Consider the following 14,680-nt stretch of genomic DNA (forward strand, 5'->3'; position numbering starts at 1 on the left):
CACCTCGGGGCGGGGTCGGGGGGTAACGTTGCCGGCCTCAGTTGGCCACTGCCCGAGGAGGTGGGTTCGATTCTCGTCACGATCGGCGGGTGCTCCCACCACGCGGCGCCATGGCTGCCCTGACCGAGGTCGAGGGTCGGTAACCGCGGGAGCGCCCAGAGGCGTCCCGAAGGGTCACACATGTCCACATCCCGCTCCACCCCGGCACTGAGCCGGGCCGCCATTGTCAACCGCCTCCGGGCCGCCGGCTGTGTCTTCGCCGAGGCCGAGGCACGGTTGCTGGTCGAGGCGGCGACCAGCCCGACCGCACTCGGCGAGATGGTCGAACGGCGGGTCGCCGGGCTGCCCCTCGAACACATCGTCGGGTGGGTGGACTTCTGCGGCCTGCGGGTCCTGGTCGACCCGGGGGTCTTCGTCCCGCGCCGCCGCACCGCGCTCCTCGTCGACCGGGCCGTGGCGCTCGCCCCGCACGGCGCGACCATCGTCGATGTTGCCTGCGGCTCCGGCGCGCTGGGGCTGGCGGTCGCCACCCGGGTCGACCGTCCCACGGTGCACGCCGCCGACATCGAGCCGGCGGCCGTGCGCTGCGCCCGGCGCAACCTCGCCCCGTACGGCGGCCACGTCCACCTGGGGGACCTGTACGCACCACTGCCGCCCGAACTGCGCGAGCGGGTGGACGTGCTGGTGGCGAACGTGCCGTACGTACCCAGCGCGGCGGTCGACCTGCTGCCGCCGGAGGCGCGGATCCACGAACCGCTGGTGGCGCTCGACGGTGGCGCCGACGGGCTCGACGTGCTGCGCCGGGTCGCCGCCGACGCCCGGGACTGGCTCGCCCCGGGCGGCCACCTGCTGCTGGAAACCAGCGGTGACCAGGTGGCGGCGGCGCTCGACGTGCTCGCCGGGTCAGGACTCGATCCGGCCGTCGCCCGCGACGAGGAGTTGCAGGCGACGGTCGTCCTCGGCCGCCGCTGACCGGGTGCCGGCCCGTTCCGGTGCCGGCCCGGGGCGGGTCGTCGCCGTGCGGGCCGGGCTGGTCAGCGGGCCGGCACCGACCGTACGTTCGGTGCCGTCCGGTGCGACCAGCCGGGCGGCGACGCCGAACCCGGCGAGCCACCGGGTCGCCTCGACCCCGCGGATGAACGCGGCGACGCTCAGCGCCTTCGCGACCACCGGGTCGGCGGCTGCGACCGTGACCCGTCGCCACACCGGTGCCGGTGGGCGCCCGGTACGGGGGTCGACGATCGGCCCGGCCGGGCCGCGACCCGCCGCGCGGGTGGTGGCGAGCGCCCCGCCGGGAAGCTGGAGCACGAGACCGTCGAGCGGCACCCGCCAGCCACCCGGCGGTGTCGGGCCGGCGGTGGCGACACAACCGCCGAGGGCGACCAGCGCGCCGCCGTCGCCGCGCGCCGCGAGCAGGTCCGCGCACCGCCGGGCGGTCGCCGCCCGCGCGGTGGCCCGCAGGTCGAGCAGGAGGGCTGCCGGTACGGCAAGCCACCCGTCACCGAGCAGCACCCGCCGCCACCCGTCCGGTTGCGCCGCCGGCCGCGGGGTCGAGCCGCAGACCGGCAGCCCTCCGTCGACGGTCGGGGCCGGCCGGAGCAGGGCGGTGCCCACGGTTGGGTCGACGTCGCCGCCGGTCAGTTCGGCGGCGGTCAGGGCGGCGCCGACAAGTTCGGCGAGTCGTGGGCCTACCGGTATCGGTCGGCCGACCGCCCGTTGCACCTGGGACAGCTCACTGCCACCCCACCGGGAGCCGCAGGCCCGGTCCAGCCCGGCTAGTTCCGCCGTGACCAGGTGGCGGGCGGCTCGGGGCGTCCCGCTTCCGGCCACCACCACCCGTACCTCGGTCCCCCGATCCGACCAGCGTGCTTCCACCATGATGCCTCCCGGTCTCGATGAATCACCCCGCCACCGTCGTCGGCCTGGCTGAGCAGGTGGTAGGTCGTACCTGTGTGTCCCCTGTGTGATCGGCCCGGTCCCGCCTCGGCCGCGCGCCGGAAGGGGAGGCGCACACAGCCAGCACACAGGTAACGCCGAGGTGCGACACAGCTACTGACCGCAACATGGTCGGATGACGACGGACACGCGCGCCAGCGGTCGGCAGGTGGAACTGCGGCGCCCGGACGGCGAGCCGGTCCGAGTGCTGGTGGTGGACGACGAGACGGTCCTGACCGACCTGCTCTGCATGGCGCTGCGTTACGAGGGCTGGGAGGTACGCAGCGCGGACACCGGCATGGGCGCGGTCCGGCAGGCGAAGCGCTTCCAGCCGGACGCGGTGGTGCTCGACGTCATGCTCCCCGACCTGGACGGCCTGGAGGTGTTGCGCCGGCTGCGCGGACACGCCCCGGCGATGCCGGTGCTCTTCCTCACCGCACGGGACTCGGTCGAGGACCGGATCGCGGGCCTGACCGCGGGCGGCGACGACTACGTGACCAAACCGTTCAGCCTGGAGGAGGTCGTCGCCCGGTTGCGCGGCCTGATGCGCCGGGCCGGCGTCGGCATCGCCACCGAGCCGGACGCCGTGCTGGTGGTCGGTGACCTGACCCTCGACGAGGAGAGCCACGAGGTGCACCGGGCCGGTCACCCGATCTCGCTCACCAGCACCGAGTTCGACCTGCTGCGCTATCTGATGCGCAATCCGCGCCGGGTGCTGAGCAAGGCGCAGATCCTGGACCGGGTCTGGAACTACGACTTCGGCGGCCAGGCCAACATCGTCGAGCTCTACATCTCCTACCTCCGCAAGAAGATCGACGCCGGCCGGGAGCCGATGATCCACACGCTGCGCGGGGCGGGTTATGTTCTCAAACCCGCCGGCTGACCCCACACTTTTGCACCGCTGGCTGACCGGCTGGTCGCTGCGGGCGCGGCTGGTCGCCGCGGTCGTCGCACTGCTCGCCGTCGTCTGTGTCCTGGTCGGTACGGCCACCACGATCGCGATGCGTCACTCGCTGATCCGCCAGCTCGACCAGCAACTCGGCACGGTCGCCGGCCGGGCCGGCGGGCCACCGAACGGCGGGCCGCCCCCCGGCGTCGTACCGGGCTCGGGCAATCCGTTCCAACGTGGGCAGCCGATCGGCACCCTCACCGCCCGGATCGTGGACGGGGAGTTCGAGTGGGCGGCCACCCTCCCGGCCGACACCAGCGCCGCACCGGAATCCGTACCGGCGGCGCAGCACGCCACCCTGGCCAGCCTTCCGACCGACGGTCGGGCCCGTACCCGCGCTCTGGGCGAGTTGGGTGACTACCGGTTGATCGCCCGACAGATGCCGGACGGCGACGTGGTGGTCACCGGCCTGCCGCTGACCGAACTGGAGCAGACGGTCTGGCAGATGATCGGCATGTCGGTGGGGATCGGCGCCGGTGGCCTGCTGCTCGCCGGCTCCGCCGGGGCGCTGATCGTACGGGCCGCGCTGCGTCCGCTGCGTCGCGTCGCGGCGACCGCCGGGCGGGTCGCCGAACTGCCGTTGGACCGGGGTGAGGTGGCGCTCGCCGTCCGGGTTCCGGCCGGGGACACCGATCAACGTACCGAGGTGGGACAGGTCGGGGCGGCGCTCAACCGGATGCTCGGCCACGTCGGCGCCGCGCTCGCCGCCCGCCAGGCCAGTGAGACCCGGGTACGCCAGTTCGTCGCCGACGCCAGCCACGAACTGCGTACGCCGCTCGCCGCGATCCGGGGTTACGCCGAACTGACCCGGCGGGGTCGGGACCCGGTGCCACCGGACATCGCCCACGCACTGCGCCGGATCGAGTCGGAGGGGACGCGGATGACGGCCCTCGTCGACGACCTGCTGCTGCTCGCCCGGCTCGACGCGGGGCGCCCGCTCGCCGTCGAACCGGTCGACCTCAGTGCGCTCGCGGTCGACGCGGTCAGCGACGCCCACGTCGCCGGGCCGGACCACCGCTGGCGGCTCGATCTGCCCGAACAGGCGGTCTGTGTCGGCGGTGACCCGGCCCGGCTGCACCAGATCCTGGCGAACCTGCTGACCAACGCGCGTACGCACACCCCGCCCGGTACCACCGTCACCACCAGCCTGACCGAGGTCGGACCGGACGGGGTGGCGCTCACCGTACGCGACGACGGGCCCGGCATCCCGGAGGCGTTGCAGGGCGAGGTCTTCGAACGCTTCGCCCGTGGCGACAGTTCACGCTCGCGGGCCGTGGGCAGCACCGGGCTGGGACTCGCGATCGTCGCCGCGGTGGTCGAGGCACACCGGGGCACGGTCACCCTGAGCAGCCGTCCGGGGCAGACCGCGCTGACCGTCCGACTGCCTCGACTCGCAGCGGACACATAGGTGACCCACCGGATCGCCCTGGCCGGAGGGCCGACGGCAGCGGAACTTGACATGAAGTGCGGTTGAGGTTTTACCGTCCCGTTCTGGATCAAGCTACGGCTCGGTGCCGTGGCGGTCACCTCATCGCTGTTCTCGGAAGGAATCTGATGCACCTGCCACGTTTCCTGCGCCCGCGCCTCGTCGTGAGCGCGCACTGCGACCTGCCCTGCGGCGTCTATGACCCGGCGCAGGCCCGCATCGAAGCTGAGTCGATCAAGGCGATCGCCGAGAAGTACCAGGCCAGCGACGATCCGGAGTTCCGTACCCGGTCGCTGATCATCAAGGAGCAGCGGGCCGAGCTGGTCAAGCACCACCTCTGGGTACTGTGGACCGACTACTTCAAGGCCCCGCACTTCGAGAAGTACCCGCAGTTGCACGGCCTCTTCAACGAGGCCACCAAGCTGGCCGGTGCCGGCGGCGCGAAGGGTTCCGTGGACCCGGCCGTCGCGGAGCGGCTCCTCGGCAAGATCGAGGAGATTTCGAAGATCTTCTGGGAGACCAAGCAGAGCTGAACCGCCGGAACCGGGTGGCAGCCTGCCACCCGGTTCCGTACACCCCGCCCGAACGGGCCAACCCCGAAGGGGCGGGCCGTATCCTCGGTCAGTTCCTTCATGGACATGCAGGGTCGTGACGTCGCGCGGGTGGACGGCTCATGCCGCCCCGGCGCGACCATCAGGGCAACGAGGCGTCCGCCCCGTTGCCGATGGCGACCATCTCGTCGCGCGGTACGACCTTGACCCGCTTGCGGCCGTGCGGGCGGCCGAGGTTGATCTCGTGTCGGTCCAGCCGCTGCCAGCCCGCCCAGGTGGTGTATTCGAGGCCGCGCCGGGCAAGGTAGGTGAGCACGTCGGCGGGGTCGCCGTGGACGGCAGGCGGCAGGCTCCGCAGGTCGGCCAGGAGGTTGGTGATCGTCTCGTTCGCGTCCTTCTTGGTGTGGCCGATCAGACCGACCGGGCCACGCTTGATCCAGCCGGTCACGTACCGTCCGGGGATGTGGTTCCCGTCGAGGTCCAGCACCCGACCATCGGCGTGCGGAATGGTCCCGGTCGTCGGGTCGAACGGCAGGTCGGCGATCGGACGGCCGAGGTAGCCGATCGCCCGGTAGACCGCCTGCACGTCCCAGTCGGTGAACTCGCCCGTGCCGCGTACCCAGCCGTCGCCGGTCAGTTGCTGCGTCTCGGTACGCAGGTGCGTCACCCGGTCCGTACCCAGAACCGCCACCGGTGCCTGCAGGAAGTGCAGGTGCAGGCGCCGGGCCCCGCCGCGAGGCTCGCGCGCCGCCCAGTTCTGCAGGATGTCGACGCACATCTTGACCGTCCGCCGGGCACGTATCGTCGCCAGGCTCGCGTCGTCGAATTCGATGCCCTCGGGATGGACGACGACCTCGACGTTCGGCGACTCGTCGAGTTCCCGGAGTTCCTGCGGGGTGAACTTGACCTGGCCCGGGCCGCGCCGGGAGAACACGTGCACGTCGGTCACCGGACTGGTCCGCAGCGGCTGGTAGACGTTCTCCGGGATCTCGGTCTCCAGCAGTTCGTCGGCGGTCTTCGCCAGTATCCGGGCGACGTCCACCGCGACGTTCCCCGCGCCGATGACGGCCACCTTCGAGGCGGTCAACGGCCAGTCGCGTGGGGCGTCGGGGTGCCCGTCGTACCACGAGACGAAGTCTGCGGCGCCGAAGCTGCCGGGCAGGTCGATCCCCGGGATGTCCAGGTCGCGGTCCCGGTCGGCACCGGTGGCGATCACGACCGCGTCGTAGAACGGGTCGAGTTCCTCCGGCTTCACGTCCACGCCGTAGTCGACGTTGCCGATGAACCGGATCCGTGGATCGTCCAGCACCTGATGCAGTGCGGTGACGATCTCCTTGATCCGGGGGTGGTCAGGTGCGACGCCGTACCGGATCAGACCATAGGGCGTCGGCAGCCGATCGAAGATATCCACCGTCGCCGCTGCGGCGGCCCTGGTGAGAATGTCGGCGGCGTAGATGCCAGCCGGCCCGGCACCGACGACGGCGACCCGCACAGGACGATCCATAAGTTGTTCCCTTGCTCCTTCGCGGCACTGGCGGCAGCCGGCCGCACAAGGAAACGCTAGAACCTCAACCCGGCTTCAGGTCAATACCAAGATCCAGCGATGGTGGTCACACGACCGGGGATCCGGCCCGCGCTGCGACCGCTGCGCGGTGGTGCACCGCCGGCCCGGCCGCTGAGGAGGACCGGCCGGCCGGCGGTGAGCGTCCGGGGCGGGGTCAGCCGACCGCCGCCTGGGCCTGCTCGGCGAAGTGGCAGGCCACCGTTCGGTCCGAGGCGTCCTCCAGCCGCCGGGCGACCGGCTGCTCCGCGGTGCACCGATCCTGGGCGAACCGGCAGCGGGTGTGGAACCGGCAGCCAGTGGGCGGGTCGGCCGGGCTGGGCGGATCCCCGATCAGCATGATCCGGTCGGCCAGCCGACGTCGGCCCCGGTCGACCACCGGCGCTGCCGAGAGCAGCGCCTGGGTGTACGGATGGGCCGGCTGGTCGTACACGGTCGGGGTGTCACCGACCTCGGCGAGCCGACCGAGGTACATCACCGCGGTCCGGTCCGAGACGTGCCGGACCACGGACAGGTCGTGCGCGATGAACAGCAGCGCGATGTTCATGCGTTTCTGCAGGTCGCGAAGCAGGTTGACCACCTGGGCCTGGACCGACATGTCCAGGGCGGAGACCGGTTCGTCGCAGACCAGCACCTCGGGGTCGAGGGCGAGCGCGCGGGCGATGCCGATGCGCTGGCGTTGCCCGCCGGAAAACTGGTGCGGAAAGCGGTGCATCAGCTCGGGCGCCAGGTTGACCAGGCCGAGCAGTTCGGCGACCCGGTCGGTGAGGGCGGCCTTGCCGGTCACCCGTTTGTGCACGGTGAGCGGCTCGCCGATCAGTTCGCGCACGCTCATCCGAGGATCGAGCGAGGTGTACGGATCCTGGAAGACCATCTGCACCTGCCCGCGCAGCAGCCTCCGGTCGCGGCCCCGTACCCGGGTGACGTCCCGACCGTGGATCTCGATGCTGCCGGAGTCGGGTCGTTCCAGCCCCACCAGCATCCGGGCGAGGGTCGACTTGCCGCAGCCGGACTCGCCGACGATGCCGAGCGACTCACCGGCGTGCAGGCGCAGGCTGACGCCGTCGACCGCGCTGACCCGTGACCTGCGCAGGCCGGACCGGCCGGTGGCGAAGGTCTTGTGCAGATCCCGGGCGTCGAGCACCAGGTCACCCGGGGACGGCGACATGGCGTACCTCCTCGCTGCGATGGCAGGCCGCGCTGCGGCCGGCGGAGACGACGGTGAGCGCGGGGCGTTCGGTCCGGCAGCGCCCGACGACCATCGCGCAGCGGGGGTGGAACGGGCAGCCACCGGGCTGGTGGGCCGGGCTGGGTGGACTGCCGGGGATGGCGTACAGCTCCCGGCCACGGTGTTCGGCTGCCGGGACCGACCGCAGCAGCGCCTCGGTGTAGGGGTGGGACGGCCGGCTGAGCAGGTCGTCGGCGCTGCCCGCCTCCACCACCCGGCCGGCGTACATCACCATGACCCGGTCGGCGACCTCGGAGACGACCCCCAGGTCGTGGGTGATCAGCAGGACGGCCATGTTCAGGTCTCGGCGCAGCTTGTCGAGGAGTTCGAGGATCTGCGCCTGCACGGTCACGTCGAGCGCGGTGGTCGGTTCGTCGGCGATGACGAGTTCGGGTTCGAGCGCGATCGCCATCGCGATCAGGATGCGTTGCCGCATGCCGCCGGAAAACTGGTGCGGGTAGTCGTCGACCCGGTTCGTCGGGGCCGGGATGCCGACCTGGCCGAGCAGGTCGATCGCGGCGGCACGGGCCTGTCGGCGGGAGGACCCCCGGTGGGTGCGGAACAGCTCACCGAGCTGGTCACCGATGGAGAGCACCGGGTTGAGCGCGGAGAGCGCGTCCTGGAAGACCATGCTCATCCGGTTGCCGAGGATCTCCCGGTGTTGCCGGTCGGGGAGGCTGAGCAGGTCGGTTTCGCCGAGGCGGAGCGCGTCGGCGGTGACGGTGGCGTTGGCGGCGGAGAGGCCCATCATCGCGCGGGCCGCGGCGGACTTGCCGGAGCCGGATTCGCCGAGCAGGGCGACGAGTTCACCACGGGCGACGTCCACGTCGACGTCGACTACGGCGGGTACGGGGCCACGGCGGGTGCCGAACGTTACCGAGAGGCCGCGTACGTGCAACGCGGCGTCGGGCGGGTGACGCATCTGTTTCCTCCCGGTAAATCATCCGGACGCTTCTGCCCGTAGCTCGCTTAGCAAGCACTTGCAGTGCCTGTTCTTCTTTTGCATCTTGACTTCAGTGCCGGATTATTGCAAGCCTTGCATGGGTCGCCCCGGTCGCGGATTTTCCGCCCGGCGCGGCGACCGGATCGCGTCTCCACCCATCAGGCAGTGCAAGGACACCGAGTGTCACCAATGGTCTGCGACTCGGCGTCACGAAGAGAGGAGCTTTGATGCTTGACAGCGCAAAGCGATACACCGGCTACACCGCGTATGACTACCTGGAGCCGGGCAAGGACTACAGGATCTTCAAGTACGCCGAACAGATCAGTCGGGTCCCCGCCTACCAGGGGCTGGAGCTGTCGGACAGCCAGCGGGAACGGACCGTACGGCTACTCACCGACGAAATCGTGATCTCCCTGCACGACCACGTCCAGGTCTTCCCGGAGGACATGGGGCAGCTCCGCGAACACATCCGGCAGGGGCGCGAACCCACCGGCTACCAGGGCCTGGCCCGTTCCGGCATGACCGCGGTCTTCGACAACGGCATGGACGGCACCTGCTGCATCTCCAGCGACGCCGGCTGGAAGTACCAGGACGTCCTCTTCGACCTCGGCGTACGCATGGCCGACCTGGCCCACCAGGACTACGTGATCAAGGCGGAGTCGCTCAAGGACATCCACCACGCCCACGAGACCGGCCGGCTCGCCCACGTTTTCGCACTGGAGGCGGCGACCCCGATCGAGAACGAGGTGGACCGGCTCGACGTGCTCTACGGCTTCGGCGTACGGCAGATCGGCATCGCCTACTCCGAGGCCAACTACCTCGGCAGCGGGCTCAAGGAGCGCGGCGACGGCGGGCTGACGTACTTCGGCGAACGGGCCGTGGAGCGGATGAACAAGCTCGGCTTCGCCATCGACATCTCCCACTCCGGTGACCGCACCGCGCTCGACGTCATCACCTACTCCAAGAAGCCGGTCCTGATCACCCACTGCGGATCCCGCGAGGTCTGGCCGACCAACCGGATGAAGCCGGACGCCCTGATCAAGGCGTGCGCCGAGCGCGGTGGCGTGATCGGCATCGAGGCGGCACCGCACACCACCCTCTCCGAGGCGCACCCGAACCACTCGCTCGAATCGGTGATGGACCACTTCACCCACCTGGTCGACAAGATCGGCATCGACCACGTGACCTTCGGTCCGGACACCCTCTTCGGTGACCACGTCGGACTGCACAACGCGTTCTCGAACAACCTGTCCATCTCGCAGGCACACGGCCACGTGGAGCACCCGAAGGTGGAGTACGTCGACGGCCTGGAGAACCCGGCCGAGTGCTTCTACAACATCATCGGATGGCTGGTCAGCCACGACTACTCGGACGACGAGATCCGCAAGGTCGTCGGGGGTAACACCATCCGTGTCCTCGAGGAGGTCTGGGTCTAGATGCGTGCCCGTCTATCACTCGTCGCGGTCGCCGCCTTCGCCGCCGCGACCACGGTCGCCGCCTGCGGCCCCTCCGCCCCGTCCAAGACGGCCGGCGGCAGCGACACGACACTCACCATCGCCACCACCACCGACGTGGTCAACTTCAACCCGCTGGTCGGCAACAGCCGAACCGACAACTGGATCACCAGCCTGATGTACCCCCGGCTGCTGACCATCGACGCCAACGGCGCCAAGCAGCCCTACCTGGCCGAGTCGTTCGGTTACACCAACCCGACCACCGGCTACTACGAACTGCGCGACGACATGAGATGGAGCGACGGCAAGCCGGTCACCGCCGCCGACGTCGCGTACACGATCAACGCGATCCTCAAGGACAAGCCGGCCGGCAACACCACGTACGGCCAACTCGTCAACGTCGACTCCGCTTCGGCGCCGTCGCCGACCCGGGTCGAACTGAAGCTCAAGGCCCCGGACTCGACCGTGGTCAGCGAGGCCGGGTTCTGGATGAACGTGGTCCCGCAGCACGTCTTCGAACCCGCCGGCAGCGTGGCGAACTTCCCCAACAACAGCAACTGGGTCAGCGCCGGCCCGTACAAGCTGACCAGCTTCGCCAAGGGGCAGAACTACACCCTGGAACGGGTCACCCCGTACCCGTTCGCGCCGAACGGCACCCCGACCGTGGCGAGGATCGTGTACCGGGTCTACCCGGACATCAACACCGAGATCCTGGCGCTGAAGAACGGCGACGTGGACCTGATCGCCAACGCGCTGCCACCGGCCCAGGTGAAGAACCTCCAGGCGGTCAGTGGGGTCAAGGTCGAACAGGTGCCCGGCCTCGGGTACGCGCACATGACGTACAACATGAAGCGCAAGCCGTTGGAGAACCTGAAGGTGCGTCAGGCCCTCGCCCACGCGGTGGACTACAACGCGATCCGTACCGTCGTGCTCCAGGGCCAGGCGGTCAGCACCGGCTCCAGCCCGATCCCGCCGGTGCTCAAGGAGTTCGTCGACCCGTCCCTGACCGAGTACGCCTTCGACCCCAACCTGTCGAAGCAACTGCTCGCCGAGGCGGGCTACGGTGCGGGCAGGACGCTCTCGCTGTCGATGATCTACTCGTTGCAGGACGCGGTGACCGCGCAGTGGGCGACCATCGTCAAGGACGACGCGGCCAAGGCCGGCATCACCATCAACCTGCAGGGCATGGACCGCAACACCTACCTGGCCAAGACGGCCGCGGGCGAGTACGACATCTACGCCGGCAATTTCGCCATCATGGACGACCCGACCACCAACATGGCGCTGACCTACCTGCCCGGCGGTGCGATCAACTACTCCCTGGTCGACGACCCGGCACTGAACGCCCTGATCACCAAGGCACAGGCGAGCACCGACAAGGCCGAGCAGCGCTCGCTCGCCCAGCAGGCCGCCAAGCTGGTCCACGACAACGTGTACGACAACGTGATGTACATGCAGAACCTCTACTTCGCGCACAGCGACAAGTGGAGCGGATTCGTGATCAAGCCCAGTGAGCTGCTCTCCGTGGTGGATCCGCAGTCGCTGGCCAACGTGACGAAGAGCTGACGCCGATGCCCCAGGTTGTTCGATTCGCGATTCGCAGACTGGGTAGGGGAGTGCTGACCCTCTGGTTCGCCGCCACGGTCACCTTCCTCCTGCTCCGACTGCTGCCCGGTGACCCCGCGCTGGCCGTCGCCAGCCCGAACATGACTCCGGAAGCGCGCCAGATCCTGCTGCACCAGTACGGTCTGGACCAGCCGCTGCTCACCCAGTACGGCAAGTACCTGTGGCAGTTGCTCCACGGCAACCTGGGGATCTCCTTCACCCAGCAGATCTCGGTCACCGACGTGCTCCTGCAACGCCTGCCGTGGACCCTGCTGCTGACCATCTCGTCGCTGGTGGTGACGGTCGCCGTCGGCATCCCCCTGGGGGTGCTGGCGGCGACCCGCCCCCGCGGCTTCCTGGACCGACTCGTCCAGGTCGGCGGCGTCACCGGCCAGTCGCTCTTCGTCCCCAGCGTCGGCATCTTCCTGCTCTTCGTCTTCGGACTGCAACTGCACTGGCTGCCGATCGGCGGCGCGTACAGCCCCGGGGTCTACGGCCCCGCCTGGTACGGCGACGTCGCCCTGCACCTCGTCCTGCCCTGCTTCAGCCTGGTCCTGGTCCAGCTCGGCTCGTACGTGCTGACCCTGCGTTCCACCCTGATCGACTCCCTCGGCGAGGACTACTGCGTGCTCGCCCGCGCCAAGGGACTGCCCAACCGCAAGGTGGTCTGGAAACACGGGCTGCGCAACGCGTTGCTTCCCACCACCACCCTGGTGGGGCTGCAACTCGGCTTCCTGGTCGGCGGAGCGGTGTTGACCGAGACCGTCTTCGCCTATCCCGGCATCGGTCGGGGTATCTACGAGGCCGTGACCCAGCTCGACTTCCCGGTCCTGCAGGGCGCGTTCGTGTTGCTGGCCGCCACCGTCGTGGTCGCCAACGTACTGACCGACCTGGCCTACGGACTGCTCGACCCGAGAGTGAGGACAGCATGACCGCGGCAGCCACCGCTGGAGCCGGCCCACTGGAAACCGTCGCCGCGGACCAGGTCACCGCCGCCCGCGCCACCTGGGCCGCCTTCCGGCGTAACCCGCTCGGCCTCCTCTCCGTCGGCATCCTGGTCGTGCTCGTGGTCGTCGGCGTCTGCGCACCGCTGATCACCGCCTCGCCGTCCGGGTACGGCGACGAGGTGCTCCAGGGCCCCTCCGGGGCGCACTGGTTCGGCACCGACAACCTCGGTCGGGACATCTTCGCCGAGGTGGTCTGGGGAGCCCGGCTCAGCATCGTGATCGCCGCGCTCTCCTCCGCCCTCGCCATCGTGATCGGTGTGCTGGTCGCGGTGCTCGGCGCCTACTTCCCGAAGGCGGACACCGTCATCGGCACGATCGTCGACCTCTGCCTGTCGTTGCCGGTGCTGCCGCTGATGATCCTGGTCGCCGCGCTGGCCGGGCCGAGCCTGGTCACCCTCGTCCTGGTCATCGCGTTCTTCTCCTGGCCCGAGGTGACCCGGGTGGTCCGCTCCCAGGCGCTGTCTGTGGTCCGGTTGCCGTACATGGACGCGGCCCGGCTCACCGGCGGCTCGCACGTCTGGATCATCCGCAAGCACCTGCTGCCCGCCGTCGCCCCGGTGATCGTGGTGTCGGTGGTGCTGACCGCCTCCCGGGCCGTACTCTCCGCCGCCGGCCTGGCCTTCCTCGGCCTCGGTGACCCGAACAGCTGGTCTTGGGGGCGGATCCTCTACGAGGCCCAGCAGTCCGGCGCGATGTCGAGCGCCTGGTGGACCACGCTCTTCCCCTCGCTGGCCATGCTCGCCCTGGTGGTCTCGGCCACCCTGATCTCGATCGCCTACAACGACGCCCGCAACCCCCGCACCCGGGAGGACTAGCAACGATGCTGGAAACCCAACGGCTGTCGCCCCTCTTCTACCAGGCGCTCCAGGACGACCTGCGGGCCGAACTGGCCCGCCACGGCCTCGACGCGATGCTCGCCGACGACCGGCAGGACGTCGCGTACCTGACCGGCTTCTTCCACCACCCCGGCGAGCGGCCGGTGGCGGTGCTGCTCCCGGTCGACGGCACCACCCGGCTGCTCCTGCCCGAACTGGAACGCGAGCACGCGTCCGCGCAGCACAGCGCCGCCGAACTGGTCGCGTACCCGGAGTTTCCCGGCCTGCGACCACAGTTCAGCTATCTCGCTCCGGTCATCGGACGGATCGGGTACGCCGGCAGCATGAGCGTCGACCGGCTGGCCCAGGTGACGGCGGCCTTCCCGGACGCCACCCTGGTCCGTACCGATCTGGTCACCCGGGCACGGTTCCGCAAGCGGCCGGAGGAGATCGCGCTGCACGCGGAGGCGGCCCGGATCACCGACCTGATGCTGGCCGCCGGCCGCACCCTGATCGCCGACGCGGTCGCCGCCGGCGGCGAACTGCCCAGCGAGGCCGAACTCGCCGACCACATCACCACCGTCGGCACCCGCACCATGTACGCCGAGCACACCGACGTGGTGGTGGTCTCGCCACTGGCCGGCGGACTGGTGTACGCCGGGCCGAACAGCGCCCGTCCCCACGCGCTGCCCTCGGGCTACCGGCTGCGTCCCGGCGACACCTTCATGCTCTCCCTCGGCTGCGCGGTCGGCGGCCGGTTCGTCGAGGGGGAGCGGACCTTCATCCTCGGCGAGCCCAGCGCCGACCAGCGTCGCTACTACGAGGCGGTCCGGCAGGCGCAACAGGTCGGCGGTGAGGCGTTGCGTCCCGGCGTGGCCTGCTCCGCCGTGAACGACCGGTGCCTGGACGTGATCCGCGACGCCGGGCTCGCCGAATACCTTCGGCACCGGCAGGGGCACGGCATCGGCCTGGGCATGCACGAGCCGCCGTGGCTCGCCGACGGTGACGACACCCCGCTGGAGAGCGGCATGGTCGTCTCGAACGAGCCCGGCATCTACATCCCCGGACACGCGGGATACCGCATCTCCGACTCGATGCTGATCACCGACGACGGGGCCCGGTCGTTCACCGCGTACCCCCGCTGTCTCGACGACGTGGTCATCGCGCTCTAGCCCGCACCCCCGGCAGGAGCTTCGGCCCGCACCA

13 protein-coding genes are annotated in these 14,680 nt (G+C 70.2%); 9 read left to right on the forward strand and 4 right to left on the reverse strand.

Features of this window, described 5'->3' with window-relative positions:
- Positions 1-180 precede the first annotated feature (180 nt).
- Positions 181-972, forward strand: coding sequence for a putative protein N(5)-glutamine methyltransferase (locus ACIBF5_RS11980; protein WP_396810723.1), 792 nt, complete (start codon positions 181-183; stop codon positions 970-972).
- Here the strand turns inward: ACIBF5_RS11980 and ACIBF5_RS11985 are convergent.
- Positions 904-1,878, reverse strand: coding sequence for an FAD:protein FMN transferase (locus tag ACIBF5_RS11985; protein WP_396810725.1), 975 nt, complete (start codon positions 1,876-1,878; stop codon positions 904-906). The two genes, ACIBF5_RS11980 and ACIBF5_RS11985, sit on opposite strands and share 69 nt — an antisense overlap.
- A 193-nt stretch (positions 1,879-2,071) precedes the next feature.
- On the opposite strand from ACIBF5_RS11985, the gene ACIBF5_RS11990 reads away from it, so the two are divergent.
- The 3 genes from ACIBF5_RS11990 (at position 2,072) to sodN (ending at position 4,843) form a co-directional block, all read left to right on the forward strand.
- Positions 2,072-2,818: a response regulator transcription factor gene (locus ACIBF5_RS11990; RefSeq protein WP_396810727.1), complete on the forward strand. Its 747-nt coding sequence runs from the start codon at positions 2,072-2,074 to the stop codon at positions 2,816-2,818.
- Positions 2,796-4,292 carry a sensor histidine kinase gene (locus ACIBF5_RS11995; RefSeq protein ID WP_396810729.1) on the forward strand — a complete coding sequence of 499 codons (1,497 nt, stop codon included), beginning with the start codon at positions 2,796-2,798 and terminating at the stop codon, positions 4,290-4,292. Before ACIBF5_RS11990 ends, ACIBF5_RS11995 begins: the two co-directional genes overlap by 23 nt.
- Positions 4,293-4,438: 146 nt before the next feature.
- On the forward strand, positions 4,439-4,843 hold the full coding sequence (gene sodN, locus ACIBF5_RS12000) for a superoxide dismutase, Ni (protein ID WP_396810731.1): 405 nt from the start codon (positions 4,439-4,441) through the stop codon (positions 4,841-4,843).
- A gap of 160 nt (positions 4,844-5,003) precedes the next feature.
- On the opposite strand, the gene ACIBF5_RS12005 is transcribed toward sodN, so the two are convergent.
- The 3 genes from ACIBF5_RS12005 to ACIBF5_RS12015 all read right to left on the reverse strand — a co-directional run bounded on the left by ACIBF5_RS12005 (position 5,004) and on the right by ACIBF5_RS12015 (position 8,572).
- Positions 5,004-6,365, reverse strand: a complete 1,362-nt coding sequence (locus ACIBF5_RS12005; RefSeq protein ID WP_396810733.1) for an FAD-dependent oxidoreductase — start codon at positions 6,363-6,365, stop codon at positions 5,004-5,006.
- A 214-nt stretch (positions 6,366-6,579) separates the two neighbouring features.
- Complete coding sequence (locus tag ACIBF5_RS12010) at positions 6,580-7,590, reverse strand: ABC transporter ATP-binding protein (protein ID WP_396810735.1); 1,011 nt, start codon at positions 7,588-7,590, stop codon at positions 6,580-6,582.
- Complete coding sequence (locus tag ACIBF5_RS12015; protein WP_396810737.1) at positions 7,571-8,572, reverse strand: ABC transporter ATP-binding protein; 1,002 nt, start codon at positions 8,570-8,572, stop codon at positions 7,571-7,573. Before ACIBF5_RS12015 ends, ACIBF5_RS12010 begins: the two co-directional genes overlap by 20 nt.
- Positions 8,573-8,820: 248 nt before the next feature.
- On the opposite strand from ACIBF5_RS12015, the gene ACIBF5_RS12020 reads away from it, so the two are divergent.
- The 5 genes from ACIBF5_RS12020 to ACIBF5_RS12040 are packed head-to-tail and all read left to right on the forward strand — an operon-like array spanning position 8,821 to position 14,646.
- The gene (locus ACIBF5_RS12020; protein ID WP_396810739.1) at positions 8,821-10,029 is read left to right on the forward strand and encodes a dipeptidase; all 1,209 of its coding nucleotides are present in this window, start codon (positions 8,821-8,823) and stop codon (positions 10,027-10,029) included.
- Positions 10,030-11,613 (forward strand): ABC transporter substrate-binding protein, encoded by a 1,584-nt coding sequence (locus ACIBF5_RS12025; protein ID WP_396810741.1) that lies wholly within the window; start codon positions 10,030-10,032, stop codon positions 11,611-11,613.
- A 5-nt stretch (positions 11,614-11,618) separates the two neighbouring features.
- Positions 11,619-12,584 carry an ABC transporter permease gene (locus ACIBF5_RS12030; RefSeq protein WP_121153924.1) on the forward strand — a complete coding sequence of 322 codons (966 nt, stop codon included), beginning with the start codon at positions 11,619-11,621 and terminating at the stop codon, positions 12,582-12,584.
- The gene (locus ACIBF5_RS12035; RefSeq protein WP_396810743.1) at positions 12,581-13,474 is read left to right on the forward strand and encodes an ABC transporter permease; all 894 of its coding nucleotides are present in this window, start codon (positions 12,581-12,583) and stop codon (positions 13,472-13,474) included. Before ACIBF5_RS12030 ends, ACIBF5_RS12035 begins: the two co-directional genes overlap by 4 nt.
- A 5-nt stretch (positions 13,475-13,479) precedes the next feature.
- Positions 13,480-14,646 (forward strand): M24 family metallopeptidase, encoded by a 1,167-nt coding sequence (locus tag ACIBF5_RS12040; protein WP_396810745.1) that lies wholly within the window; start codon positions 13,480-13,482, stop codon positions 14,644-14,646.
- Positions 14,647-14,680 lie beyond the last annotated feature (34 nt).

Source organism: Micromonospora sp. NPDC050417 (genome assembly GCF_044458865.1).
In the GTDB taxonomy this organism is placed as follows: domain Bacteria; phylum Actinomycetota; class Actinomycetes; order Mycobacteriales; family Micromonosporaceae; genus Micromonospora_G.